Raw genomic sequence first — 25715 nt, 5'->3', positions numbered from 1 at the left:
ACTCATCAGGACGTCGACGATTGACCTGCCATCGGGATGCTTCCAGGGGGAATCCCCGCAGCGATGTCGGTTCGGCGGGCAGCTGCCGCTCTCCGTCGAATACCCCGGCCGCGCGCAGGTAAACGTGCACGTCCCGCTGCCGAGCGGCGCGGTTCCCGACCGGCAGCGGGATTAACCGGCGCTCCTCCGGGGAAGTCCACGATCCGAGCACCTCGCGACCGACGACCGGAGGTAGCGATGCAGCAGGACCACACCCGCCGGAACCCGGCGAACTCCGAGCAGCCCGAGGAAGCCGAACCCGAGGTCCAGGGCAGGGAGCGCCGCGAAGAGCTCGACGACGCGACCGAGGAGGTGCTCGCGGAGATCGACGACGTCCTGGAAGACTCCCCCGAGGCCTTCGTCCGGTCCTACGTGCAGAAGGGCGGGCAGTGACCCGCCCTCCTGCCGGGAATCCTCCCCGAGGCTCCGCTCGGATCACGTCTCCGGGGCGCGCGCCGCGGCGTCGAAATGGGGCGCCCGCAGCAGACCGGTGAACCCAGCGGTCGCTCAGACGTGATCGCGCGGGATCCGTCGATCCCAGTCGCGGCAGAACACCCGGCGGTCGTCGACGTAGGCGTCGAGCTCGGCGTGCAGCAGGAATTCCGTCGCCGTCGAGCTCAGCGTCGTCCGGGTGGTGGTGCTGACCGTCCACTCGCCGCGGCTGAACCGCATCGTCCACTCGATGTGACCGCGCACCGAGCCGAAGTCGTCCGCGACCCAGCTGTAGGTCTCCTCGGCCCTCCGCTCGAGATCCAGGTCGATGGCGTCGAAGTGCAGCACGCCGAGGTCCTTCACGACCTCCAGGGCGGCGCCGTACTCGACGAGGTCGCGGCTGACCCGCCAGCGCTGCTCGCCCGGCTCGACCTGGTGGGTGCTGATCTCCGGTGCGCCTTCGGGCTCGCCGAACAGGTCGGCCGGCAGCTCCTCGGACTCCGGCGGGCGCACCGGCAGCTCGATCTCGCTCTCGCCGGGGTGGACGGTGATCCGCACCGGTTCGGGCGGGGGCCAGGCCAGCGGCCAGTAGGAGGTGGACAGGGCCAGCCTGATCCGATGACCTGGGGGGAAGGCCTGCGCGACCCCGTTCATCCGCAGCTGCACTCGGTGCCGTACCCCGGGTTCCAACGGCTTCGGCTCCTCGTGCCCGTCGCGGTGGGTGAGGTTGAGCAACCCGTAGGTCACGCGGGTGGCCTGACCGTCGGGGCTCACGTCGGAGAGCCGGGCGGCCAGCATCGCCACCGGCCGGTCCACCTCGACGGACAGCTCCACCAGCGGCCCGCCGAGGATCTCGCAGCGCTCGGGAAGCGGGTCGGAGTCGAACACCAGCGAGCCGCCGTCCTCCTCGCGCTGGTCGTACGGGAGGTCGGGTGGCGCGTTGTAGGAGCACCACTTGCCGCCGTACTGGCCCACCGACAGCGGCGAGGACACGGTCAGCGGGGTCTCGCGGGGCGCCTGCTCGCCCGGGCGTTCGATCCGGTAGTGCCCGAGCGGGTAGCGCTGCCTCCGCACGTTCGGCGAGGGCCACGACGGCTCCCCGACCCAACGCCCGGGGCGTTCCTCGTAGCTGGTGGAGGGCGGCATGCTCTCCTGCATCCAGGTGCACAGCCGCGGTGCCTCCATCACCGCGTTGTCGACGTCCTTGAGCCAGCGGTCCCACCAGCGCACGAGCTCCTGCAGGAAGCCGATCGCGGGCCCGGGCTCCCCGATGTGCGGGTACTTGTGCGACCAGGGCCCGATCAAGCCGCGCCGCGGCACGTCGAGGTGCTGCATGAGCCGGAAGACGGCGTTGGAGTAGCCGTCGGCCCACCCGCTGACCGCGAGCACCGGGCAGGCAATGTCGCCGAAGTCCTCGCAGACGGAGCCGTGCCGCCAGTAGTCGTCGCGGCGCTGGTGGCGCAGCCAGGCGTCCAGCCACAGCCCGCTGCCCTCGAGGCGTTCGCGCCACATCCGCATCCAGCGCTCCCCCACCACCTCGGGATCCGGCGGGCAGGAGGTGTCGGCGAACATCACGCTCGCCCAGGACAGGTTGTCGCTGAGCAGGCAGCCGCCCATGTAGTGCACGTCGTCGGCGTAGCGGTCGTCGGCGCAGCACAGCGCGGCGATCGCGGAAAGGCTCGGCGGGCGGCGCGCGGCGATCTGCAGGGCGTTGAAGCCGCCCCAGGAGATGCCCACCATGCCGGTGCGACCGGTGCACCACGGCTGCGCGGCCGACCACGCCAGCGCCTCCTCCCCGTCGTGCAGCTCCTGCTCCAGGTACTCGTCGGTGAGCACGCCGTCGGAGTTGCCGCTGCCGCGCAGGTCCACGCGCACGCAGGCGTAGCCGTGCCCCGCCAGGTAGGGGTGGTGGATCGAATCGCGCACGGCGGTGATGTCGCGGTGGCGGTACGGGATGTACTCCAGCACGGCGGGAACGGGGTGCGCGTCGGAATCCACCGGTTTCCAGATCCTCGCCGAGAGCCGCGCTCCGTCGGACATCGGGATCCAGATCTCGTCCTCAACGATCTCGCGCGGGAACTCCTCAACCGTGTGCACTCGCAGCCCTCCCGGACGAATCGAGCGGTACGACCCGAGCACGTCGAGGAACACCCGGGTCACCATCCCCGGGTCTACCCGTCCTACCCGGCAGTCACGCACCCTGCCCGGCTGATCGCCCACCGGTGCCGGTGCGGAGCGCCGGGCGGCATCGGACGTGCGGAGCGGAGCTCGCTGAAATCCACCTGCTCAAGCCGCCGCGCACCCCGCTCCAATCGTTCCCGCTCGCGGCACGCGGAGCTCAGCGCCGAGCTGCTGACGGGTTTGTCCGCTCGCCAGCCGGTTATCCGTCGGGCATGTCGGCACAGCAACCTTCCGAACCCGACCCGGACCCCGATCGCACGCCCGGACTGCAATCGGGAGGCTCCGTCCCGCCCGGTGAGACCCCGCCGGAGTCCGCTCAGGCCACCGGCGGTCTGTCCGCCGAGCAGCGGGCCGGGCGGCACGCGACGAAGTGGGTGTGGTTGGCGGCGCTGGGCGTCCTGGTGCTGCTGGTGGCCGGCTTCTTCACCTACCTCGCGCTCGGAGTGCTCGCCTGAGCGCCCGCCCGGCTCGGCTCGAGGAAGTCGTGCGTCGTCGAGCGCGCACGCGCGTTCCGCGGCGCGACGCAGCCGGGTGCGGCTGCGTTTCGCCGGGCACGCGGTGCTGGGCGCAGCGGCGCCCCGTGCGGGCCCGAACGCGGCGCGAGCGCGCTCGATTAGGAGGCGCCGCCGGTGGGAAACCGACCTGGGACGGCTTCGAACGCTCGCGCGGAGGAGGTGACCGCGATGACCCGTCCACCCGATCCCGACCACGTGCGGCCCTTCCTGCAGGACGTCGAGTACCCGATCAGCAAGAGCGGGCTGGTGGCCGCGGCCGAGCGCAGCGACGTCGACGCCGAGGTGGTCCGCGCCGTGCTCATCGTCCCGGACCGGACCTACGAGAGCCAGGAGGAAGTGCGCGAGCAGGTCGCGCTCGGCAGTTGAGCTCGGAGGCTCAGCAGCGGCTCAGCGCCAGGAGCGCGACGTCGTCGCTGGAGGATGTGAAGGTGACCAGCTTGTTCATCACCGCGGTGCACACCTCGTGCGCGGGCGCGGACGTGACCGCCTCGCACAGCGCGGCGAGTCCGACGTCGATGCGCTGGTGCCGGCGCTCGATGAGCCCATCGGTGTAGAAGCAGATCGTCGCCCCCGCGACGAGGTCGATCGCGACCGCGTTGCGCCGCCGCACCGACACCTGCACCCCGACCGGTGGGTCCACGGGCGCTTCGACCAGCTCACCGACCCCTCCCGCTCGCGCCAGCACGGGCGGGAGGTGCCCGGCCAGGGAGATCCGCAGCCGCGCGGTGCGCGGGTCGTAGACGCTGTAGGCGACGGTGGCCATCGCGTCGGGCTCGAAGTGCGTGACCTCCCGGTCGAGCTTGTGCAGCACCTGGGCGGGGTCGTCCTCGTCGATGGCGTAGGCGCGCAGGGCGCTGCGCAAGCGTCCCATCACGACCGCCGCCAGCAGGCCGTGCCCGACCACGTCGGCCATCACGATGCCGATCCGCCCCGACGGCAGCTCGAACACGTCGTACCAGTCGCCCCCGATGCCGTGGTCGGCGCCCGCGACGTAGCGGCCGTCGATCGACACGCCGGGGATCGAGGGCAGCGTGCCCGGCAGCAGGCTGTGCTGCAGCACCGTGGCCGCGATCCGCTCGGCGCGCGACGAGCCCGCCTGCGACACCGGGGCCACGCGGTCGGCGGCGAGCTGCACCAGGTGCGCGTCGAGGTCGGCGAAGCTGCGGGGCTTGCGCGCCCCGACGCAGAGGACGCCCGTGGTCTCCCCGTTGGACACCATGGGAGCTCCAGCCAACGAGCAGATCCCCTCGCCGTGCACGACGTCCTGCAGCACGCTGCTGAGCAGCTCGTAGTCGTCGACGGGGTCGGAGACGAGAGCTCGCCCCTCGGCCAGCACGGCGCCGACCAGCCCGTGTCCGACCGGCACCCGCACGCCCTGCTGGACGTGGTCGTCGATTCCCACCGCGGCCGTGGCGATCAGCTCGTCACCGCCGGAGTCGAGCAGCAGGACTATGGCCATGTCGACGCCGAGCACGTCGCGCACCCTCGCCAGCGCCTCCCGCAGCAGGTGGTTGACGTCGAGTTGGGTCAACGAGGAGTCCGTGACCAGTCCGATGCGCCGCAAACGCTCCTCGGCGGAAGACTCCGCGGAAGGATGCATGTTCGCCAGCATAACCACCCCGGGCGCGCCGCATCTTTGCCAGGACACGGGCTGGAGCCCACCATGGGGGCATGGCTTCCGACATCAACGAAACCCACGCGCCGTTCAGCGCGCTGGCCGAGTGGTCGGGCCGCACGCTGTTCGTCACGGCGACCGGCGAGGTCGAACTGGTCAACTCACCGCAGCTCGAGGCGGTGCTCGACCAGGCGGTCGCCGACGGTCCCGAGATCCTCGTCCTCGACATCACCGGCGTGACGTTCCTGTCGTCCGCGGGGCTGGCCGCGCTGGTGCGCACCGACCGCGACGCGACGGCGTCGAACGTCCGGTTCCGGGTGGTGGCGGACAACCCGGCCACGCTGCGCCCCATCCAGCTGATGGGCCTGGACCAGGAGATCGAGGTGTTCCCCGACCGGGAGGAGGCGCTGGCGGCCGCCCCGGGTTTGTGATCCGGCATTCCGGACAACCCCAAGGAGTGCAGCCGGAGTCGATGGGAAGTTCTATGGCATTCGCTCGTTCAGGAGGGCCTGACGGACATCCCCCGGGAAGCGTCGCCCACCTGCAGCGCAGCGGCGTGCCCGCCTCGGCGGGCAGCTTGCCGGTGCTGCGCGACGAACTGACCGCGTGGGCACGAGCCACCGGCCTGCACGAGGGAGTTGCCGAATCGCTGGCGCTCGCCAGCTACGAGGCCATGGCCAACGCCGTCGAGCACGCCTACGGCGGGGCGTCCGGTCTGCTCGACGTGGAAGCCGTGCGGCACGCCGATCGCGTCCAGGTGACCATCACCGACCACGGGTCCTGGGTCCCCGAGCGCGAAGGCGAGCGGCATCGTCAACGCGGTCTGCCGCTGATCCGCCGGCTCGCGGACGACGCCGTGGTGAACTCCGACGAGAACGGCACCACGGTGCTGATGAACTGGCGTCTCCCCGCGGAAGCCGACGGCACCCCCAACTGACACCGCTTCGCGCCCTCCGGTCCGAGCCAGGTGTGCGCACCCACCCGCTCGGGTACTTCACGGGACGGCCCGTTGATGAGCCCGAACGGAGGTGAGCGTGACCACCACCGCCCGACTCCCCAAGCCGAACAGCGAGGAATGGGCGTGGCAACTGCGGGCGGCCTGTCGCGATCTCCGCACCGCCCACTTCTTCCACCCGGAGAACGAGCGCGGCGGGAAGCGCGTCGAGCGGGAACGCCGCGCGAAGCGCGTGTGCCGCCGGTGTCCGGTGATCGCGCAGTGCCGCGAGCACGCGCTGCGGACTCGCGAACCCTACGGGGTGTGGGGCGGACTCGGCGAGCAGGAGCGTCGCGGGCTGCTCGGCGGCCGAGCCGCGAGGTGATCCTCCACCGCCGCAGCGGGCGGGCCGCCGCGCGGTTTCGCACCGCCTTCCCGGGGTTACTCGGTGGCGGAGCGCGAGCGCAGCGAGGAGGAGCCGGTCGATGGCGGATCCCGGTGGCCACGAGCACGGCGCGAACTCGACTGCGCCCGCTGCAGGACCTGCGCGGCGGGCTGCGGAATTCCGAAGAGCGCGCGCGGCGCCATCGTCGGTCTCCACCAGCGCTGCGCCCGAACCGGGACGCGCGCACCGCGGCCCGGTCGTTCCGATGTGTACCGAAACCCGGTGGTGAGAGCTCATGAGCGCGACCGACGATCCGGACATCGCGCCCGAGCGGCCGAAGAACGTCTTCGCGCTCGGGCTCGACGAGCGCAACCTCGACCTGCTGCGGGAACAACCGCACCTGTCCGGCTACCGGTTCCACGCGCTGCTGGACAAGGACCGGTTGATGTTCGGCGACGTCGACCTGCCGCGGCTGCTGGAGGTGGCGCAGCAGCGCATCGACGAGTTCCGGGAACCCGTGGACGCGATCGTGGGTTACTGGGACTTCCCGGTCAGCTCGATGGTTCCGATCCTGTGCACGCGCAACGGCCTGCCCGGTCCGAGCCTGGAGTCGGTGGTCAAGAGCGAGCACAAGTACTGGAGCCGCCTGGTGCAGCGCGAGGTCACCGACGCGCACCCCAGCTTCGGCATCGTCGACCTGGACCGCCCCGAACCACCACCCGGCCTGAACTTCCCGATGTGGCTCAAGCCCGTCAAGGCCTACTCGTCCGAGCTGGCCTTGAAGGTGCACGACTCCTCCGAGCTGCGCTCGGCCGCCGAACAGGTCCACCGGGGAATCGCGGAAGTCGGCGAGGCGTTCGACTTCCTGCTGTCCACGCTGGAACTGCCGCCCGAGATCGCGGACATCGGCGGGGTGGCCTGCCTGGCCGAGGAAGCGGTGCACGGCGACCAGATCACCGCTGAGGGCTACTGCCACGGCGGCCGGGCGCACGTCTACGGCATCGTCGACTCGCTGTGCTACCCGGATTCCTCCAGCTTCCAGCGGTACCAGTACCCCTCGGGCGTGGACGAGGAGCTCCGGCCGAGGATCGTCGACATCAGTTGCGCCGTGGCCGAACGCCTCGGGCTGGACCACACGATGTTCAACATCGAGTTCTTCCGGGACCCCGAGACCGAGGCGCTCAACATCCTGGAGGTCAACCCGCGCCTGTCCCAGTCGCACGCCCCGCTGTTCGAGCTCGTCGACGGGACCCCGAACCACCAGGCGATGGTGCAGCTGGCCACCGGTGAGCAACCGACCATGCCCTACCGGTCCGGCCGGCACCGCGTCGCCGGGAAGTGGTTCCACCGCACCTTCGAGGACGCCCACGTGAAGTCCGCACCGGGGGACGCCGAGCTCGCGCGCGTGCGCGAGGAGTTCCCGGACGCCTTCGTCGACCTGGTCGCCCAGGAGGGCAAGCGACTGTCCGAGCTCCGCGCCCAAGACCCCTACAGCTACGAGCTGTTCGCCGTCTACCTCGGCGCCGACAGCGAAGAAGACCTGCGGGCCAAGTACCTGCGATGCGTGGACCTGCTTCCCTTCGTCCTCCGGAGGTCCCCGCAGAGCGACTAGCTGCCGACGGAAGATCAGCGGGGGTCACGACTCGTTCGCCCCCGCCACCGCGGCGCGGGTGGACGTTCAACGCGCGGCGTCCCAACGTCGACAGCTCGATCGCGGCCAGCGCCCACCCGACCTTCCCAGGTTCGATGTCGTCGAGCACGGGGTTGCACGGACGTGCCGTCACAACCACGCTGCCGATCACCAAAAGAGACGTCAGCGCGTGGTGCCGACCTCCAGCAGCTGTGGGGTGACTCCTCCCTCGATCACTGGGTCAGCTCAAGGTCGTGACCGCGGATCACCTTTCGCGGAGTCCCGCGCTTCCCGAGATCGAAACCGGCCGTTCCGGAACTCCGCAGCCAAGGTGTCCACGAGCGGCGTGCTCGACTCCGGACCGCGGACCGAGAACGGACGAAGAGGGCTTCCGCCGGCGACCTGCGGAAACCCTCTTGCCAGCCGGGACGGTGGGATTCGAACCCACTCATTCTGGCCGTGACCTGCGGATATCAGGGCAGGTCGAGATCGCGGCACCCGGGCATCGACGGGAGAACCATCGCGCTCCGAGCTCGGGATCTCGGTGCCGGTGAGGTCTCATCGGCGGCGACGCAGACCCCGGATGGCCAGTACCGGGTCGTTCACCAGGCTCGGTGTCGCGGACTCGCGATTCCGGAGATCATCGCGGTGATCGTCCACCCGATCACCAGGTTTAGCACCGCGGTGGCGATCCGGGTGTCCAGGCTCGCGCCCAGGCTCAGCGGGAGCACGACGGCGATCACGACGAGCAGCACCATGATCCACTGGAAGAACGAGATCGCGCGCGGGGTCGTGCGCAGCAGAACCTGGACCAGCGCCGTGGCCAGGATCGCGAGGCCCGCCGAGGCCAGGGCGTAACCGGCGGTGCTGGCATCACCCCACGCCCCGGCCTCCTTCGGCGCAAGCACCTGGATCCCGAACAGCCTTCGAATCACGAGGATCCCGACCACGGCCGTGAGCGCTGCCACCACCGCCGTCGCCAGACCACCGGACCACAGGCGCCTTCCGCTGGCGTCCCGATATCTCGCTTCCGCAGGACCACTCATCACGCCTCCGTTCGTCGGCTCTCGCCACACCGGTTCACCGGCCGCTGACGACGTGGGCTCTCCCGCGGGTTCAGCCGAGGGAGTTCTCGTCCGGAACCACGAGCGCGTACATCACCAGCACGCACAGCGCGATCGAGATGAGCCCCCAGAGCGGGAAAGCCGCGAGGAACGCCAAGTGCCCGATCGCCGCCAACCCGGCCAACCCGATACCGGCGACCCGCGCCCACCGCTGCCCACCGAGGCAGCCCGCACCGGCCACGACTTGAACCGCACCGAGGGCGAGCCAGATCCAGCCCCACGCGGTGAAGTCGAACACCAGCAGTTCACCCGCCACCACCACGTAGTAGTCGGGGCGAAACAGCGACGTGAGACCGGAGATGACGTTGAACGCACCGACGAGGACGAGCATCCAACCGCCGAAGGCCAACCAACCCGACGACCCGGCGGGCGATGCGGCACGCGAGACCGCCCACTGCCGCCCTTGTTCCGGTGCTGTCCGCTCGGACCGCCCTGCGCCGCTGGACGCGCCCTGCTCCTCCGTACCCGGGCTGGACATCCTTCCCCGATCCTCTCCGTCGCGGTGTTGTTCGGACCAGCATCGCCCGGCGGTGGTCGTTTCGCAGTTCGGATCACCAACGCCCCTGGTCGGCGCGCGATGGCTCCGTGTCGTCGTCAGGAGGCCGGTCGGCGGGCCGCTTCGGTCCTCGCGTGGCGGTAGAGGACCTTCAGCGCGGCGGTCACGGGAAGGGCGAGCATGGCACCGAGCACTCCGGCGAGCGCACCTCCGAGGAGGATCGCGACGAACGCCCCGAGCGGGCTGAGTTCGACCGCCTTGGCGAACACCCGTGGTGTGATCAGGTAGTTCTCGACGGCCTGGTAGACGATGAAGAACCCCAACGTGATCACGGCCAGGGACAGGCTCTCGCTCAGCGCGACCAGCGTGCCCACCAGCGAGGCGAGCGTGGCCCCGATCTGCGGGATGGTGTCCAGCAGCGCGACCGCGACGGCGAGCAGCGCGGGGTAGGACACACCGGCGACCAGGAAGAACACGTAGGACACAGCACCGGCGCACAACGAGACCACCGCTTGACCGGTGACGTACCCGCCCACCCTGCTCATCGCTGCGCGCAGCGCCTCGGCGCGGCCCGCACCCGTCGTCTCCGATCGGTCGACCGCGGCGTGGATGCGCGGCATCGCCAGCGAGAAGTAGACCATCAGCGCCCCGGCGGTGCAGACGGCGAACACACCGCCGAAAACCGCGCCCAGCGCGGCGAACCCCGCGGTCAGCGCCTGCAGAACAACGGTCGCCGCCTTGCTCGCGGTCGCCCTGAGCTTCTCCTGCACAGCGGGTTCGTGCAGGTGCGCGCGCAGGTCGCCGGGATCGCCGAGATTCGCGCCGACCCCCGCGAGCAGCGTCGGGATGCGTGCCACGAAATGACCGAGCTGGCCGACCGCCGGGACCAGCGCGAACAGCACCGCCGCCCCGGTGACGACCAGGACCACCGCGACGACTCCCGCGATCGCCAGGCCTCGCCGCACCCGATGCCGCTGCAGCCAGGAGACCGCCGGTTCGAGGCCGAGCGCGAAGAACAACCCCAGGAACACCAGGACGAGCATGTCGCGCACCGCGTACGCGAGAACCGCGAGGACGCCCACCGCCAGGTACACGCAGGCGATCTGCGCATGGCGCGTCAGCGGGAGAGGACCGCCCCTCCCCTCACCCGACGAGTCGATCATCATCACCGCCGTCCTGCGGACCTGCGCGCCCTCCAGGCCGCGGGGCCCGCCTCGCACGCCGCGACCTGGTGAGCACCGGACTTCCGCTCGGCGCCGACCTCAGGCGGCTTCGTGGTCCTCGAACACCTCGCGCAGTGCTTTTTCCTGCTCGTGGGAGAGGTTCGTGTGGATCAGCTCGAAGCGGTCGCCCTCGAACCGCTCCTTGATGCGATCCAGCACCGCATCGGCGGTCAGCAGGAACAGCGCGGACGTGCCCGGAACGACTGCGTCCTGGGTCTTGCGGATGAAGTCGTCGTCGATGCCGACGTCGCTGAGTGCCCCGGCCGCCGCTCCTGCCGCCGCGCCCAGGGCGGCACCGAGGATCGGCACGAAGAAGATCATCCCGAACAGCAGGCCCCAGAAGCCGCCGCCGAGCGCACCTCCGGAGGTGAGGTGGTGCAACTGCCGCGTCTTCGGCTTCGATGCCGACTCCGGCCAGGACACCGTCGCGGCGTCGTAGAGCGTGATCAGCTGTTCCTTCTGCAGTTCCTGCAGCGCCTTCGAGGCGTCCTCGGCCCCGGCCGCGGTGTCGAACTTCCAGACGGTCATCGTGGCCATGGAGGGCCTCCGTTCCGGTCGTTGCTGGAGAGCGATCGTCAGCTCACAGCGTAGGGACACCTGCCGGTACCGCACTTCGAACGCACCACCACCAGACGATCGACCAGGCATTTCACCGCACACCGTTCACCCGTTCGTGGCGGCTGGGGTGCGGCGCGGTCGCCCGGCGGTTCTACTTGCGCAGAGCTTCGGCCCGGAACGCGACCTCGGTCGAGACGATCGACGGGCCCGCGCAGCCCGACCGCGAGGATGCAGCATGGTGCCACCACGTCGTCGGAACCCGGACGGGCAAGCAGGCTTCCCGGACGGCGACGACATCCCGTACCTCGGTTTTTCCAGGGCGGACATCGAGCGGATGTCCGGCAGGTTGTTCCTGACCGATCGCGCGCAGCGATCTGCGTTCTGGGTCCTGCTGGTGTTGTCCGCGATCATTTCGGGAGCGGGAGTGGTGGCCGATTCCGTGGCCACCGTGATCGGTGCCATGATCGTCGCTCCCCTGATGACACCGATCCTCGGCACCGCGTACGCCGCGGTTCTCGCCTCCCGCCCCCACCTCGTCCGCAGCGTGGCGACCGTCATCGGCGGTGCCGCGGTCGTCGTGGCCATCGGGTTCGTCCTCGGCACGCTCATCCCGGGTCCGATCGTCGCCGACACCAACTCCCAGGTCGCCGGTCGAGTCAGCCCCGGGCTGATCGACCTGGTCGCTGCGTTGGCGACCGGCACCGTGGGCGCGTTCGCGCTCGTGCGCGCGGACGTCTCCGACACCCTGCCGGGAGTGGCGATCGCGATCTCGTTGGTGCCACCGCTGTCCGTCGCCGGCCTCACGGTCGAATCCGGCGCCTTCGATCAAGCCTCGGGGGCTCTTCTGCTGTTCGCCACGAACGTCGCGGCGATCATCGCGACCGGGGCCGTGGTGCTCCTGGCCTACGGGGTCCAGCCGGCCGCGCAGGCCTCGGCCCACCCGGTGGGCAGGCTGGGAGTGCGCACCTATGCCGTCATCGCGGGGTTCGTCGTGCTGGTCAGCGTGCCGCTAGGGATCGGGAGCTACCAGGTCTTCCAGCAAGAACGCATCGTCGCCGCAGCCCAGCCGGCCGTCCAGCGGTGGGCTTCCGCCCGAACGGTCCAAGTCGCCGGGATCACCTTCGAACGAGGGGCCATCCAGGTGATCGCGGCCGCTCCGCCCCCGGGGCCCCGATGTGGCTTCCCTGCGACGCGCGCTCGACGCCGCCGGCCTCACCGACCTTCCGGTGCGGCTCAACCTCGTGTTCGGCAGCACGCACGTGGCGCCGGCGCCGACCGGTTGACCGGACGATCGCGGCGATCTCGCGCCGCGCGGGTTCCACGAACGCGCGCGTGCGCGGGCTGCGCCTGCGCGACGAACGACGAGATCGGCTCCCTCATGGTGAGACCTCGTGGCGTGGACGGTTTCCTGCGTCGGCTTCCGAAGCCCGCGCAGCAGCGCGACGTACCCGGCGGCGTCGAACGTGTCCGGAGCGCCCTTGCGATCGCGTTGCCGCGCCGGCGCAACTCCGATTCGGCGAGGGGGAACCCGTCCATGGGAACCAGGGCGGGAACCGGGCCCAAGGCATCGGCCACCTCGCCCGCGACCGTTCCCTTCTCCCGAGCCCGGCGCACCGGCGATGCCCAGGAAGCAGCGGCGGCCGGACGCGGCGATGCCCCGGGCCCGCGCGATCAGTTCGGCGATCGGCACGGTGCGCCGGCTGGCCTGCTCGGTTCCGCTCACGCGCCTGCCTTCACCTGTTGCGACGAGGTGGTGTCGCTGATGCGGCCACCGGTCTCGGGGTGGAACAGGTGCACGCCGCCCTGGGTGTGCCGCAGGCTGATCGACTCACCCATCCGCCCGGGGGCGCGCGTGCGGGACCGGACCACGAACTCGGCGCCGCCCGTACCGTTGCCGGGAAGGCGTGCGTGCACGAAGGATTCGCTGCCGAGGTCCTCGACCAGCTCGATGCGCACGTCAACGCCCTCGCCGGCCGGGGCGACCTCGAGCTGCTCCGGTCGCAGACCGACCGTCACCGAGTCGAGTCCCAGTTCGCGCAGCGCGCTCAGTTGACCACGTTCCAGGGCCAGCGTGCTGTCCCCGATTTGGACGCCGTCAATGGTGATGGGTGCGGACATCAGGTTCATCGCGGGTGATCCGATGAAGCCGGCGACGAAGGCGTTGACCGGGTGGTCGTAGAGCTCGGCGGGCGTGGCGAACTGCTGGAGCTTGCCGCCTTTGAGCACCGCGACCCGGTCGCCCATGGTCATGGCTTCGACCTGATCGTGGGTGACGTAGACGGTGGTGGTGCCCAGTCGTCGTTGCAGCGCGGCGATCTGCGTGCGGGTCTGGACGCGCAGTTTCGCGTCGAGGTTGGACAGCGGCTCGTCCATGCAGAACACCTGGGGCTCGCGGACGATCGCTCGCCCCATGGCAACGCGTTGCCGTTGGCCACCGGAGAGCTTGGCGGGCTTGCGGTCCAGGAATTCGGTGAGGTCGAGAAGTTCGGCTGCTTCTTCGACGTGGCGACGTCGTTCTGGTGCCGGCATGCCGCGCATCTTGAGCGCGAAGCCCATGTTCTCGGCCACGGTCATGCTCGGGTAGAGCGCGTAGTTCTGGAACACCATCGCGATGTCGCGGTCCTTGGACGGCACGCCAACCATGTTCTCGCCGTTGATGGTGATCGTGCCCTCGTCGATGTCCTCGAGTCCGGCGAGCATGCGCAGAGCCGTGCTCTTACCGGATCCGGACGGTCCGACGAGGACGACGAACTCGCCGTCGTCGATCTGAAGCGAGAGCCGGTCGACGGCGGGCGCATCCGCGCCCTCGTAGAGGCATGTTGCCGACTCGTAGACGATCTCAGCCATCGTTGGCTCCTCCAGTAGATCAGGAACGCGTGGTGGGTGCGGGGTTATTTGATCGCGCCGAAGGACAGTCCTCGCACCAGCTTGTTCTGCGCGATCCAACCGGCGATGACCACGGGAAGCGCGGCCAGCGTCGAGGCCGCGGACAGCCGAGCCCAGTACAGGCCCTCACCGGTGATGAACCCGACCAGCGATACCGGGCCCGTCTGCGCGCGCACCGCGGTGAGGTTGACCGCGAAGAAGAACTCGTTCCAGGAGAAGATCATGCAGATCAACGCCGTCGCGGCGATACCCGGCGAGATCAGCGGAAGGATCACCTGGCGGACGGCCGTCCACAGGCCCGCACCGTCCATGCTCGCCGCTTCCAGCAGCTCGGGAGGGACTTCCAGGAAGAACGAGCGCATCATCCAGACGGCGATCGGCAGGTTCATCGCGGTGTAGAGGATGACCAGCACCCAGATGTGGTCGAGCAGGCCGATCTCGTTGACTATGACGTACAGCGGGATGATCACGGCCACGATCGGCAGCATCTTGGTGCTGATGAAGAAGAACAGCACGTCCTGGGTCTTCTTCACCGGTCGCAACGACAGCGCGAACGCGGCCGGGACCCCGAGCAGGAGCACGAAGGCTGTCGAGACGACCGTGGCGAACACGGAGTTCAACAACGTCATGCCCATTCCGCTGCCGATGACGGCCTGGAACTGTTCGAGCGTCGGCGAGAAGAGCAACGTCGGCGGGTCTGTCGAGGCCTCCCGCTCGTGCTTGAACGCGGTCAGCACCATCCACAGCACCGGGAAGAAGAACGCGAGGACGGTGATCCAGGCGAGGAGCGACCAGCCCGCACCCTTGCCGCGCTTCTTGCGACGGGCGTTCCGGCGCAGCGCGGCCATGTCCTCGGCGGAACGCTCGGGAAGTGTTGGCTGGACAGGAGCGGTGGTGGTCATCAGGCTGCCTCCTTCGCACCGGAGAAGCTCTTGAAGATCAGGCGCAGGGCGACCGTGGCGACCACGATGGTGGCGGCGACCGTCACCACGCCCATTGCCGCGGCCTGGCCGATGTCGAAGCCGAGGAATGCCCGTTGGTAGATGTAGAAGGGCACGTTCGCGCTCTCCACGCCCGGCCCGCCCGAGGTCATCATGTAGACCGCGTCGAAGGTGTTGATCAGGTAGATCGCGCCGAGCACGACACCCAGCTCGATGAAGCGCCGAAGGTGCGGCAGGGTGAGTTCGCGGAACAGCGCTACCGGGCCGGCACCGTCGACGCCGCCAGCTTCGAGGATGTCGCCCGGCATGCTCTGCAAGCCGGCCAGGATCAGCAGCATCATGAACGGCGTCCACTGCCAGATCAGCTCGACCATCACCGCCGCCAGCGGGAACTGGCTCACCCACTCGATTCCGCCGGCGCCGAACGGCCGCAGCAGGAAGTTGACGATCCCGAACTGCGGGTCGAACATCGAGGTCTTCCACAGCAGCGCTCCGGCCACCGGGGTGACCAGGAACGGCGTGATGATGAGCGTGCGCACGACGCCGCGACCGCGGAAGGTCCGATTCAGCAGCAGCGCCAGCCCCAGCCCGAGCGCGGCCGAGATCAGGACCGTCCCGCCGATCATGATCACCGTGTTGAGGACGACCTCGCGGAACTGGCTGTCGTTGAAGACGTAGACGTAGTTCTCGAGGCCGACGAACTCCTGCGAACCCGGTCGAACCAGGTTCCACGACTGCGTCGAGAAGTACACCGTGACCAGAAACGGGATCTGGGTCACCAGAATCGTGAAGATCAACGCCGGAAGCAGCGGCCCTCGGCGCCGCCACCGCTCGGCGCGTGAAAGCGTCGAATGCTTGCTCATCGCTGCTCCTGGTAAGTCTTGCCGACCGCCTCGGCGTACTGCTGCACCTGCTCCAGCGCCTCGCTCACGCTCTGCTTGCCCGCGATCACCGAACTGATCTGCTGGCTCGCCCGCGTCCCCAGGTCCTGCCACTCGGGGATCGCCAAGAACTGCCCGCCGGTGTAGGGGACCGGCTGCACCGTCGGGTGGGTGGGATCGGCCCGGTTCATCGCTTCCAAGGTCTGAGGCCCGTAGGCCGAGCTGACCCTTCGGTACTCCGGGATCCGGTAGGTCGACAGCCTGCTGGCCGGAGGAACCCGCGACCACCCGATCTCGTTGCCGACCAGCTCGATGTACTCCTTGCTGGTCATCCAGGAGATGAACTCCCACGCTTCGGCCGGGCGGTCGCTGGTCGTGGGAATGCCGAGCGACCAGCTGTAGAGCCAGTTGGGCGTGCCCTTGCCCTCCGGCGCCGCCACGTAGCCGACCTTCCCGGCCACGCTGCTGTCCTCCGGGCTCTCCACGGTCGAAACCGCCGACGTGGCGTCGTACCACATCGCCGCCTTGCCCTGCGAGAACTGGGTCGCGCACTCGGAGAACCCGGCGGTAGCGGGGCCAGGTTCGCCGTACTTGCGCACGAGGTCGGTGTAGAAGCTCACGGCCTTGGTGAACTCAGGACTCGTGACCTGGGGATTCCAGTCCTCGTCGTACCACCGACCACCGAAGGTGTTGATCATGGTGTTCAGCGGCGCGAGCTGCTCACCCCACCCGGGCTTGCCGCGCAGGCAGATACCGACCTGTTTCGCCGGGTCGTGCAACTTCTGCGCGTACGACGCAACCTGCTCCCACGTCGGATTCTCGGGCATGGTGATGCCAGCTCGCGCGAACAGGTCCTTGCGGTACATCAAGAAGGACGACTCGCCGTAGAACGGCATCGAGTACATGTCGCCCCGGTACGACAGCGCCTCGCGCAGACTCGGGACGAAGTCCTGCGCGTCGTAGCCGGGAGTGCGGGCCGCATCCGGCGACAGGTTGCGCAACCACCCGTTCTTGGCCCACTGCGCCGTCTCGTAGTTGCTGATCATCACCACGTCGAACTGGCTGCTGCGGGTCGCCGTCGATGCCGTGATCTTGGCTCGCGCCTCGTTCTCCGACAAGGACACGAACCTCAAGTCGATGCCGGGGTGCTCGGCCTCGAACCGGGGCGCGAGCTTGATCGCATCTTCCATCTGCGGGTTCGAAACCATCGCGATGGTCACGGTCTTGGCCGCCGAGGTCCTCAGCTCGTCGGCCCCAGCGCATCCCGAAAGCGCGAGGCAGGCCGCCAGGTAAACGCCGACGTAGGCCTTGAGTGGCTTTCTCATGATGGTCCGCACTTCCGTGAGGGAATGGAGATCTCGTTCATCGGGCTGCCGCCGTTGGCCGTCGAGGCCGCTGGTGCGCTGCGAAACCGCCTCACACCGCCTCCCACATCTCGAGAGTCGCCCGAGCACCACGCGTGTGCAGCGACTCCAGCGCCTCCAGGTAGGCGGAGGTGAACGACTCGTCCTCGGCCAGCTCGCCGAACAGGTCCGGGTCCTGGAGGAAGGCCAGCGGTTCGTCGCGCTGCCGCCGCGCGCGGGCCATCACCTGCTCGCGCCGCCGATCGACCACCTCGATCGGTTCGCCCGACTCGTCGATTCCCTCGGCGTAGCGGGCCCAGCTCGCGATGACCAGCGCCGAGCGGCGGAACGCTCCCCCGTTGGCCAGCTGCTCGCGCACGACCGCCACCAGCCACTTGGGAATGCGATCCGAGCTGTCGGCGCACAGCCTGGCCAGCGGGTCGCTGATCTCCGGGTTCGCGAACCGCTCGATCAGCTGGTGCTTGTACCGGTCGAGGTCGATGCCGGGGACGGGTTCCAGGGTGGGCGTGGCCTCGTCGTCCATGTAGCCGAGGAGGAAGCGGACGAACAGCGGGTCGCCGCACACCTCGTGCGCGTACCGATAACCGGCGAGGTGGCCCAGGTAGCACAACGCCTGGTGGGATGCGTTGAGCAACCGCAGCTTCATCAGCTCGTAGGGCTCGACGTCCTCGACGACCTGTACGCCCACCTGGTCCACCGGGGGCCTTCCGGACGGGAAGTGGTCCCCGAGCACCCACTGGGTGAACGGCTCGCACACCACCGGCCAGTCGTCGTCGATCGCGAAGCGTTCGGTCACCAGAGATCGGTCGGAATCCGTTGTGGCCGGCGTGATCCGGTCGACCATCGAGTTCGGGAAGCTCACCCGTTCCTCGATCCAGGCTCCCAGCTCGGGATCGCGCAGGGCGGCGAAGGCGCCGATCATCCGGCGCGCCATGTCGCCGTTGGCCTGGATGTTGTCGCAGGACATCACTGCGAACGGCTCGATGCGAGCGGCACGCCGGCGGGCCAGTGCCTCGACGATGTAGCCGAAGGTGGTCTCGGGGCCCGCTTCCGGCCGGAGGTCGCGCTGAATCGCCGGGTCGCTCTCGTCGAAAGCACCTGTGACCTGGTTCGCGTGGTAACCGCCCTCGGTGACCGTCAGCGACACGATCTTCGTGGCGGGATCGGCCAGCCGTGCCAGCACGGCCTCCGGATCGTCCGGCGCGTACAGGTAGTCGATGATCGACCCGATCACGCGCGGCTCGAAGGTCCCGTCGGGATGCTTGACCGTCAGCGTGTACAGGCAGTCCTGGGTCTCCATCGCCGTGCGCATGCGCCGGTCGTTGGGCAGCAGGCCCACCCCGGTGATGCCCCAGTCGAGGGCCTTGCCCTCGTTCATCAGCGCGTCGAGGTACATCGCCTGGTGCGCGCGGTGAAACCCGCCGACCCCGAAGTGGACGATGCCCCCGCGCACCTGCGCACGGTCGTACGCCGGGATGGGAACCCTCTCGCCGATCTCGAGCAAGTTCGACGCGTTCAGCTTTGCCATGTCTTCACCCCCGCAGAATCTGCGTTCGAACCGGCCCCGAGGGGCTCACCCCCGAGAGCGCACGGACTTCTCGACGTGCGGAAAGGGCGAGCCCGTCAACGAGGCCGCTCACGTCGTCGCGCTGCGACCCGTTGTGCGCGCAAGCCCCGCACCGCGCTCGCCGAAGACGAGGCGCGGAGGCGAAATCGGGCATGCACTGGGGCGACGAAGATCACGGGGGTCCTGGCGGTTCCCACCACCGCGTCGGCTCGCGTCAGGCCCGGCGAGCTCGACATCGAGCGGATCGTTCTCATCCGCTAGCGCCTTGAGACGTTCAGACATCGTCGTCTGTTCACCTTCCCCGGCGGCGCCGCCGTGGCGCCCGCTCGGCAGTTGCGGAGGGCGATGGGCATCACTGTGCTGCCGCTCACCCCGTCGAGGTTGCCGGGAAAAGTACCTCGTTGTTAAGCGCTTGCGCAAGCGCTTAACACGGTGCGAGATTTCGCGGTTCACCAACGCACCACGCCATCCGAGGAGGCGACGCCCGCGATCACCACGGCCGATGCCGCTCGAACGGCCGGCATTTCAGCGGTCACGGTGTCCCACGCCGTCAACGGCACCCGACGAGCGCGCCCGGAGATGAGCAGCGTGGTCCTGGAGGCCGTGGAACGCAGCGGTTGCATCCACGACGCGCTGGCCCGCCGCCCGCGTCCGGACGGACCCCCTCCTCCCTCGGCGCGGCTACCCCACCATCAGGAGCCCCTGTTTCACGGCACCCTCGGAGACATCGACGAAGGGACGGCCCTTCGCAGCCACAGAGCCCCTCAAATAGAGTCAATCGAGACCAAAAGGAGGTGGCGCCTTCACGGGCACATCTGGGCGCCTCCTCCGAACCTCCCGAATAACATCCAGCACCCCAGGGAGAAACAGGGAAAGGTAGACCGCACATCAGGCCCTCGAACAAACAGCTGAAAAACGATAGCCGCGATCGCCCAACTGCATCGATTGAATCCAACTGAAAAGACCATCTATTGGCCGGGCCCGACAGGACGAGACTTGAATCCGTCATCCCAACAGTCCACGCCATCCGCCACCACGTAGACCAGACTCCGAACGATACAATCGCCGCGGCAACAACACCCAAAGCCACGGTTTCACCCAGTGGCGACCCCATGACGAAAATACGCAGCGACATAAACGCAAGCCCAGCAACTACGTACGCCAACGGAGCGGCCAGGCCTAGGACCCCACGTCCGCGCCAATTCCCCATTCCCTGCATTCCATAAATCCACCCACCCGCCCAGCCAGCTCGACTTCTTCATAAGACTGGTCAACACGTCCCAGTCGCACCCTCGGGTCATTCTTTGCCCGCAATCCCCCAGCATTACCCGCTGGCCTCCTGCACTCCCTTGAGCCGAAGATCGTTGGTCCTCGGCTCGTGCCGCTCGACGTCAGCGAGGAGCGAAATCATCCCGCGCATCCGACCGACCGGATGGCCGACGGGCATCCCTCAGTCTGCTTCGGCGACGTTCCGATTCCCCACATCGTCCACCGTGCGCGGCAACCCGAGCGAGTTCGCGTCGCGCAGTGCGGCCGGAAGCAGCGCGTCCGGGTAGTCCTGGTAGCTGACCGGCCGCAGGAAGCGGTCGATCGCCGCCGTCCTGGCAGAGGTGTGCGACACCGCGGGCGTTGCCGGGTACGGGCCACCGCGCAGCTGGGCCGGCGTGACGGCCACTCCGATCGGCCGCTTGTTTGAAGGTAACCCGTCCCGCGCGCTTGCCCGCGTGGGCGACGACGTTTCGGCAACCGCGACGTCTCGGGGACGTGCCGGCGACGGTGCGTGCGCGGGCCGTCGGGCGGCGGTGTGGCTGAGCGAGCCGGGGCTCGCCGGCACACGTCCAGCCGCCGCTGCGGCGGTGGCCTGGCCATGCCGTGTGGGGACTATCGGCTCTGGCTATAAGCCTGACTCGAGATCCGGCCTTGTCGACCCCGCCGATCACCGGTGAAGTTATCGCAGCGCGGCGCCTGTCAACGACGTCACGGCCACGACGGAGGCTCACATGGCATCAGCCGAGATCGGGACACCGGTGGCGTCACCGCCGCTCCCCCATCGGGATCGCAAGGCATGGGGCGTCGTCATCCTGCTCTTCGCCTTCTTCACCCTGAACTTCGCGGACAAGGCCGCGGTGGGATTGGCCTCGCAGCAGATTCGCCACGACCTCGGACTGAGCGCCGGCGACTTCGGTCTGATCGGCAGCGCGTTCTTCTGGTTGTTCGCCGTCGGCGCGGTGGGGTTGTCGGCAGCCATGCGCTGGATCTCCGCGAAGTGGGCCGCAGCCATCCTGATGTTCACCTGGGTGGCGAGCATGCTGCCGCTCGCAGTGCCCACGACGTTCGGGGGCGCTGCTGGTGTCGCGGGTCGTGCTGGGCTTCTTCGAGGGGCCGGCGCACGCGTTGTGCCAGAGCGTCGTCGCCGACCGGTTCCCGAAGGAGAAGCGCGCGTTCGCCGGATCGATCGTGAACGCGGGTTCCTCGGTCGGCCCGCTGATCTCCGCGCCGGCGTTGACCTGGGTGATCGTCTCGCATTCCTGGCACGCCGCGTTCCTCGTGCTGATCGCGGTCGGCATCCTATGGCTGGTCGTATGGCTCTGCTACGTCGAGCGCCAGCCGCTGCGCAGGCGCCCGGTGGCCGAGGAGGTCGAAGCGGACCCGAACGGCCACATCGACGTGCCGTTCCTGCGGTTGCTGCGGCTGCCCAGCTTCTGGGGACTGAGCCTCATGTCGTTCGCGGGCTACCTCATCACTTCGCTGAAGGTCTCCTGGTTGCCCGCGTTCCTCGGCGAAGGTCTCGGGTACTCGCCGACCACCGTCGGATGGCTGGTCACCTTGCCCTACGCGACCGCAATCGTCGTCCTCCTGTCCAGCGGTTATCTGTCAGGGCGGCTCCTCGCTCGGGGCTGGAGCTCACGGGCCTCTCGCGGCTACTTCAGCGGCGCCCTCATCGTTTTCGCGGGACTGAGCATGATCGCCTTCGCGTTGGTCGGGCCGGGAACGCTCCAGCTGGCCCTGGTGATCGGCACCTTCTCCATCAACAGCGTCGCCTTCTCGGTCGCCTTCGCAGGAGCGTCCGACTTCCTCCCGCAACGCCAGCGCGCCGCGTTCTTCGGGTGCGTGATCGGGTTCTACAGCATCGCGGGAATCATCGCCCCCTACGCGCTGGGGCTCATCGTCCAAGCCGGACCGACGCCCTCCGCGGGCTACGCGAACGGGTTCCTCGTCGTCGGCATCGCCATCTGCGCGTGCGCCGCGGTCGGCGCACGCCTGCTGAACCCGGAGGCCGCCCGCCAGGCGCTGGAGGCCGAGACCTCGATGAGGAGGACGTCGTGATGGAGGCACCGCTGACCGGGATCCGGGTCGTGGACCTGGGCCAGTACATCGCCGCTCCCGGGGCCGGACAGCAGCTGGCCGACTTGGGCGCCGAGGTGATCAAGGTCGAGAGCCTCACCGGAGACCAAGCGCGCTCCGTCGGTTCTTTCGGTGAGGCGATGCTGCACGCGAACAACCGCGGCAAGCGCAGCATCGCAGTCGACCTGCGTCGACCTGAGGGCCTCCGGATCGTCGACGACCTGTGCTCAGGATCGGACGTGCTGCTGCACAACTTCCGGCACGGCTCGGCCGAACGCCTCGGCATCGGGCCGGAGCAGGCTCGCTCGCGCCACCCGCACCTGGTCTACGGGTTCGTCACCGGATTCGGCACCCGTGGCCCCTCAGCGGGACGAGCGGGCCTGGACATCGCGGCCCAGGCCGAGTTCGGGGTCATGCACACCACCGGCGACGCGGACGGTGAACCGCAGCGCGTCGGCTTCACCATCGCCGACGTGCTCGCCGCGAACGCCCTCGCGACCGGGGTGCTCGCCGCGCTGGTCCGCCGAGGACGAACCGGCAACGGCGCGCTCGTCGAGACCTCCCTGATGGAAGCGGTGGTGGCGGCTCAGGCCACGCAATGGACGAGCTACCGGATCACCGGCGAAGCGCCCCGGCGGACGGGAAACGGCCAGCCCGCGGTGGCACCCGCCGCGGATCTCGTGCAGACCGTCGACGGCGCCGTCGTGGTCTCCGCCTACACCGCCACCAAGTGGGCAGCTCTGTGCTCGGCGCTCGGCAGACCCGAACTCGCGTCCGACCCGCGCTTCGCGGACAACGAGTCGAGGGTCTCGAACCGTTCGACGCTCAGGGAGGTCTTGAGCTCGGCGCTCGGCCACCTCACCCGTGCCGAAGCCATCGCGCTCCTCACCGCACGGGGGATCGTGTGCGGCTCGGTGCGGTCGTTCGACGAGCTCGTGAAGGACGCGGACCTCTCGGCATCGGGTCTGGTCGTCGAGCTGGACGAGCTCGGCCTCGACGCTCCGGCCGCACCCTTCCGGATCGACACGACCGCACGCGGCCGGACATCGGCCGCACCCCGGCTGGGCGAGCACACCCGCGACGTGCTGCGCGAACTCGGGCGCGGCGAAGACGAGATCAACCGGCTCGCGGACGACGGCGTCGTCGGCAAGCCGGAGCAACCACGAGAGAGGGAGACACGATGAGCCGCAACGCACCCGACTTCGAGGACTACTTGCGCACGATCGCCGAGTTCACCGAGCACGAGCTGATCCCTTCCGAGCCTGAAATGGTCGCCGCAGGTGAGGTTCCGGAGCGGCTCGTGCGGCGCATGGCCGAGTTGGGACTGTTCGGCATCTCGATCCCACCCGGGTACGGCGGGCTCGGCTGGACGATGGAACAGCAGGTGCTGCTGACGTTGGAGTTCACCAGGGCGTCGTGCGTCTACCGCTCCCGCTTCTCGACCGTGATCGGGCTCTGCTCGCAGGCGATCCTCGATCACGGCACGGAGGAGCAGCGCCGCGAGATGCTGCCCGACATGGCGGCCGGCCGGCAGGTCACGTCGTTCGCGCTGTCCGAGCCTGAAGCCGGCTCGGACGCCACCAACGTGCAGACCACTGCCCGGCGCACCGGCGACGGGTGGGTCCTCGACGGGTCGAAGCGCTACATCACCAATGCGCACTGGGCGGACACGCTGCTCGTCTTCGCCCGCACCGACGACGCCGAGGTGTCCGCGTTCCTCGTGGACCGGACCGCGCCCGGCGTGTCGACCCGGATTCCCGACCTCATGAACGGTCACGCCGAAGGCCCTGTCGGCGAGATCGACCTGGACTCCGTGGTCGTCGCCCAGAACCGGTTGCTCGGCGGGGTGCCGGGCACCGGCATCGCGGCCGCGATGCGCGGGATCAACCACGCCCGCCTCCACGTCGCCGCCACCTGCGTCGGCCAGGCGACCCGGATGCTCGAGGAGGCCACTCGACACGTCCAGGAGAGGCACCAGTTCGGCGCACCGCTCTCCGAGCTCGGCGTCGTGCAGGCCCAGCTGGGCCGGTGCTACTCCGAGATGGAAGCCGGGCGCGCGCTCACCCTCGACGCAGCACGCGCGTTCGACGCAGGGAACATTCCCCGGCACCGGATCTCGGCGGCCAAGCTGTACTGCTCGGAAATGGTCGGCCGGGTCGCCGACCAATGCGTGCAGCTGCTCGGCGGGAAGGGCATCGTCGGACCGCACCCGGTACCCCGGATGTGGCGCGACGTCCGCGCGCTGCGCATCTACGAGGGCGCCTCCGCCATCCACGAGCGGAACCTCGGCCGCGCGATGACCCGGTCCGTCGCGGCGGACGGAGTGCTTCCCGACAGCTACCGCGTACGTTAGGGCTGGTCCGCGCGATCGGAGGAGGGACGATGGAACTGCGCCAGATCGAGTACTTCCTGGCCGTGGTCGAGCACGAGGGGCTCAACCGCGCCGCCCAGCACCTCTACGTCTCCCAACCGGCGCTGTCCCAAGCGATCCAGGCGCTCGAACGCGAGCTCGGCGTGGAGCTGTTCCAGCGGGTCGCGCGGCGCAGTCTCGCCCTGACCCCGGCGGGAACGCTGCTGGTTCCGAAGGCGCGCGCGATCCTCGACGACGTCGTCGCCGCCCGCGACGCGCTGAGCGCGGTCCGAGACCTCGAGGCAGGCTCGGTCTCCATCGCCACGATGCCGGAGATGTCCAGCGATGCGGTCGCCTCCTGGATCACGTCTTTCCGCTCCCGGTACCCGGACGTGCGGCTGGACATCTCCGAGGTGGCCGGCGTCCGGGACCTGTGCGGCGAAGTGGTCACCGGACACTACGAGCTCGGATTCACCACCCGGCCCGTCCCCACCAAGAGCCTCGAATTCGTCGAGCTCGGGGTGCAGCGGCTGCTGTTGGTCATGCCGCCGGGTTCGCCGGCACCACCGAGCGGGACGCTACCGCTCGACGCCCTCAGCGACCTGCCGCTGACGATCTGCTCGCTCGCCCAGCGCGAGAACGACCGCGTCGCGACCGCCCTGCGGGACGTGGGGGTCGAACCGCGGCTGATCGCGAGCATGCCCAACCGCCACGCTCAGCTCACCCTCGTTCTCGGCGGCGGGGTGCACGCATTCCTCCCCCTGCGGATGGCCGTCCAGGCACGACGGCTCGGTGCCGTCGTGATCGAAACCGATCCACTGGTGTCGGTGCCCTTCGGCGTCGCGCACCGGCGCGATGCGCTGAGCCCGGCAGCCCAGGAGTTGGTCCGCCACTGCAAAGCCACCCTCGACACCTGGTACGCGGCCATCGCCGAAGCCCAGACCCGGGGGGCGAGCCTGATCGACGCGGCCGACGCCGCGTACGACGACGTGCACCTCCCGATGAATTCGGGTACTGCTTGATCACCAGCGTGTGAGCAGCAATCCGTCGTCACACGGCGGTCGGAAAAGACCTCGTCGAGGGCGCGACCGGGACGGTTTCGCCGCGGCTCCCCCGATCCGAGTCGCCGGGCTCAACGACCGCGGCGCACGACGCCGTAGAACTGTTCACCCCCAGGTTCGCGACGTCCTGCACGGCAGCGCCACCGGCGGAGCCGAGGACCTTCTCTGCCGTCTGCACCCGACCGTGG

General features: G+C 69.2%; 24 protein-coding genes and 1 pseudogene. 12 read left to right on the top strand and 13 right to left on the bottom strand.

The features are described 5' to 3' along the window. Positions 1 to 237 precede the first annotated feature (237 nt). Positions 238 to 432, top strand: a complete 195-nt coding sequence (locus ACFQRI_RS20985; protein WP_380671229.1) for a ubiquitin-like protein Pup — start codon at positions 238 to 240, stop codon at positions 430 to 432. A gap of 114 nt (positions 433 to 546) precedes the next feature. Here ACFQRI_RS20985 and ACFQRI_RS20980 read toward each other — a convergent pair whose 3' ends face one another. Continuing rightward, the gene (locus ACFQRI_RS20980; RefSeq protein WP_380671473.1) at positions 547 to 2511 is read right to left on the bottom strand and encodes a CocE/NonD family hydrolase; all 1965 of its coding nucleotides are present in this window, start codon (positions 2509 to 2511) and stop codon (positions 547 to 549) included. A gap of 353 nt (positions 2512 to 2864) precedes the next feature. Between ACFQRI_RS20980 and ACFQRI_RS20975 the strand changes: the two genes are divergently transcribed. Together ACFQRI_RS20975 and ACFQRI_RS20970 are read left to right on the top strand one after the other, a co-directional pair. Further along, positions 2865 to 3107 carry a DUF6480 family protein gene (locus tag ACFQRI_RS20975; protein WP_380671227.1) on the top strand — a complete coding sequence of 81 codons (243 nt, stop codon included), beginning with the start codon at positions 2865 to 2867 and terminating at the stop codon, positions 3105 to 3107. A 228-nt stretch (positions 3108 to 3335) separates the two neighbouring features. Further along, on the top strand, positions 3336 to 3533 hold the full coding sequence (locus tag ACFQRI_RS20970) for a DUF2795 domain-containing protein (RefSeq protein ID WP_380671225.1): 198 nt from the start codon (positions 3336 to 3338) through the stop codon (positions 3531 to 3533). A gap of 10 nt (positions 3534 to 3543) precedes the next feature. Here the strand turns inward: ACFQRI_RS20970 and ACFQRI_RS20965 are convergent, their stop codons facing one another. Then, a complete protein-coding gene (locus tag ACFQRI_RS20965) occupies positions 3544 to 4767 on the bottom strand; it encodes a PP2C family protein-serine/threonine phosphatase (protein ID WP_380671223.1) in 1224 nt (407 codons plus the stop codon). A 71-nt stretch (positions 4768 to 4838) separates the two neighbouring features. Between ACFQRI_RS20965 and ACFQRI_RS20960 the strand changes: the two genes are divergently transcribed. The 4 genes from ACFQRI_RS20960 to ACFQRI_RS20945 all read left to right on the top strand — a co-directional run bounded on the left by ACFQRI_RS20960 (position 4839) and on the right by ACFQRI_RS20945 (position 7713). Further along, positions 4839 to 5213, top strand: coding sequence for an STAS domain-containing protein (locus ACFQRI_RS20960; protein WP_380671221.1), 375 nt, complete (start codon positions 4839 to 4841; stop codon positions 5211 to 5213). A 53-nt stretch (positions 5214 to 5266) separates the two neighbouring features. Beyond that, on the top strand, positions 5267 to 5719 hold the full coding sequence (locus ACFQRI_RS20955) for an ATP-binding protein (RefSeq protein ID WP_380671219.1): 453 nt from the start codon (positions 5267 to 5269) through the stop codon (positions 5717 to 5719). 97 nt (positions 5720 to 5816) lie between these two features. Beyond that, positions 5817 to 6101, top strand: coding sequence for a WhiB family transcriptional regulator (locus ACFQRI_RS20950; protein WP_380671217.1), 285 nt, complete (start codon positions 5817 to 5819; stop codon positions 6099 to 6101). 295 nt (positions 6102 to 6396) lie between these two features. Beyond that, complete coding sequence (locus ACFQRI_RS20945; RefSeq protein WP_380671215.1) at positions 6397 to 7713, top strand: ATP-grasp domain-containing protein; 1317 nt, start codon at positions 6397 to 6399, stop codon at positions 7711 to 7713. A 620-nt stretch (positions 7714 to 8333) separates the two neighbouring features. Here ACFQRI_RS20945 and ACFQRI_RS20940 read toward each other — a convergent pair. The 4 genes from ACFQRI_RS20940 to ACFQRI_RS20925 form a co-directional block, all read right to left on the bottom strand. Then, on the bottom strand, positions 8334 to 8777 hold the full coding sequence (locus ACFQRI_RS20940) for a DUF6069 family protein (RefSeq protein WP_380671213.1): 444 nt from the start codon (positions 8775 to 8777) through the stop codon (positions 8334 to 8336). A gap of 70 nt (positions 8778 to 8847) precedes the next feature. After that, positions 8848 to 9333: a DUF7144 family membrane protein gene (locus ACFQRI_RS20935; protein WP_465269729.1), complete on the bottom strand. Its 486-nt coding sequence runs from the start codon at positions 9331 to 9333 to the stop codon at positions 8848 to 8850. Positions 9334 to 9449: 116 nt separating this feature from the next. Next, positions 9450 to 10571, bottom strand: a complete 1122-nt coding sequence (locus ACFQRI_RS20930) for an AI-2E family transporter (RefSeq protein ID WP_380671209.1) — start codon at positions 10569 to 10571, stop codon at positions 9450 to 9452. Between the two features lie 42 nt (positions 10572 to 10613). Then, positions 10614 to 11111, bottom strand: coding sequence for a DUF1269 domain-containing protein (locus ACFQRI_RS20925; protein WP_380671207.1), 498 nt, complete (start codon positions 11109 to 11111; stop codon positions 10614 to 10616). On the opposite strand from ACFQRI_RS20925, the pseudogene ACFQRI_RS20920 reads away from it, so the two are divergent. Continuing rightward, positions 11110 to 11949 (top strand): annotated as a pseudogene (locus ACFQRI_RS20920) (DUF389 domain-containing protein); the annotation flags it as partial. The gene ACFQRI_RS20925 and the pseudogene ACFQRI_RS20920 overlap by 2 nt on opposite strands. Positions 11950 to 12851: 902 nt before the next feature. Here ACFQRI_RS20920 and ACFQRI_RS20915 read toward each other — a convergent pair. The 7 genes from ACFQRI_RS20915 to ACFQRI_RS20885 all read right to left on the bottom strand — a co-directional run bounded on the left by ACFQRI_RS20915 (position 12852) and on the right by ACFQRI_RS20885 (position 21079). Beyond that, the gene (locus ACFQRI_RS20915) at positions 12852 to 13979 is read right to left on the bottom strand and encodes an ABC transporter ATP-binding protein (RefSeq protein WP_380671205.1); all 1128 of its coding nucleotides are present in this window, start codon (positions 13977 to 13979) and stop codon (positions 12852 to 12854) included. 44 nt (positions 13980 to 14023) lie between these two features. Continuing rightward, positions 14024 to 14866 carry a carbohydrate ABC transporter permease gene (locus ACFQRI_RS20910; RefSeq protein ID WP_380671471.1) on the bottom strand — a complete coding sequence of 281 codons (843 nt, stop codon included), beginning with the start codon at positions 14864 to 14866 and terminating at the stop codon, positions 14024 to 14026. A gap of 53 nt (positions 14867 to 14919) precedes the next feature. Beyond that, a complete protein-coding gene (locus ACFQRI_RS20905; RefSeq protein WP_380671203.1) occupies positions 14920 to 15822 on the bottom strand; it encodes a carbohydrate ABC transporter permease in 903 nt (300 codons plus the stop codon). Continuing rightward, a complete protein-coding gene (locus ACFQRI_RS20900) occupies positions 15819 to 17165 on the bottom strand; it encodes an ABC transporter substrate-binding protein (protein ID WP_380671201.1) in 1347 nt (448 codons plus the stop codon). The genes ACFQRI_RS20905 and ACFQRI_RS20900 overlap by 4 nt, the downstream gene beginning before the upstream one ends. A gap of 91 nt (positions 17166 to 17256) precedes the next feature. Beyond that, positions 17257 to 18732, bottom strand: coding sequence for a mannitol dehydrogenase family protein (locus ACFQRI_RS20895; RefSeq protein WP_380671199.1), 1476 nt, complete (start codon positions 18730 to 18732; stop codon positions 17257 to 17259). Positions 18733 to 20221: 1489 nt separating this feature from the next. Then, on the bottom strand, positions 20222 to 20446 hold the full coding sequence (locus ACFQRI_RS20890; RefSeq protein WP_380671197.1) for a hypothetical protein: 225 nt from the start codon (positions 20444 to 20446) through the stop codon (positions 20222 to 20224). Between the two features lie 321 nt (positions 20447 to 20767). Further along, positions 20768 to 21079: a hypothetical protein gene (locus tag ACFQRI_RS20885; RefSeq protein ID WP_380671195.1), complete on the bottom strand. Its 312-nt coding sequence runs from the start codon at positions 21077 to 21079 to the stop codon at positions 20768 to 20770. 41 nt (positions 21080 to 21120) lie between these two features. Between ACFQRI_RS20885 and ACFQRI_RS20880 the strand changes: the two genes are divergently transcribed. Genes ACFQRI_RS20880 through ACFQRI_RS20865 form a run of 4 tightly spaced genes read left to right on the top strand, consistent with a single transcriptional unit; the run spans position 21121 to position 25488 of the window. Beyond that, the gene (locus tag ACFQRI_RS20880; RefSeq protein WP_380671193.1) at positions 21121 to 22098 is read left to right on the top strand and encodes an MFS transporter; all 978 of its coding nucleotides are present in this window, start codon (positions 21121 to 21123) and stop codon (positions 22096 to 22098) included. Beyond that, a complete protein-coding gene (locus ACFQRI_RS20875; RefSeq protein ID WP_380671469.1) occupies positions 22098 to 23300 on the top strand; it encodes a CaiB/BaiF CoA transferase family protein in 1203 nt (400 codons plus the stop codon). The genes ACFQRI_RS20880 and ACFQRI_RS20875 overlap by 1 nt, the downstream gene beginning before the upstream one ends. Beyond that, positions 23297 to 24469 (top strand): acyl-CoA dehydrogenase family protein, encoded by a 1173-nt coding sequence (locus tag ACFQRI_RS20870; RefSeq protein WP_380671191.1) that lies wholly within the window; start codon positions 23297 to 23299, stop codon positions 24467 to 24469. Before ACFQRI_RS20875 ends, ACFQRI_RS20870 begins: the two co-directional genes overlap by 4 nt. A gap of 29 nt (positions 24470 to 24498) precedes the next feature. Beyond that, complete coding sequence (locus ACFQRI_RS20865) at positions 24499 to 25488, top strand: LysR family transcriptional regulator (protein WP_380671189.1); 990 nt, start codon at positions 24499 to 24501, stop codon at positions 25486 to 25488. Positions 25489 to 25715: the final 227 nt, after the last annotated feature.

Source organism: Saccharopolyspora griseoalba (assembly GCF_042665275.1).
GTDB classification, from domain to species: domain Bacteria; phylum Actinomycetota; class Actinomycetes; order Mycobacteriales; family Pseudonocardiaceae; genus Saccharopolyspora; species Saccharopolyspora griseoalba.
The sequence above is the reverse complement of the archived record's forward strand: the minus strand, read 5'-3'. Positions and strand labels throughout refer to the sequence as shown.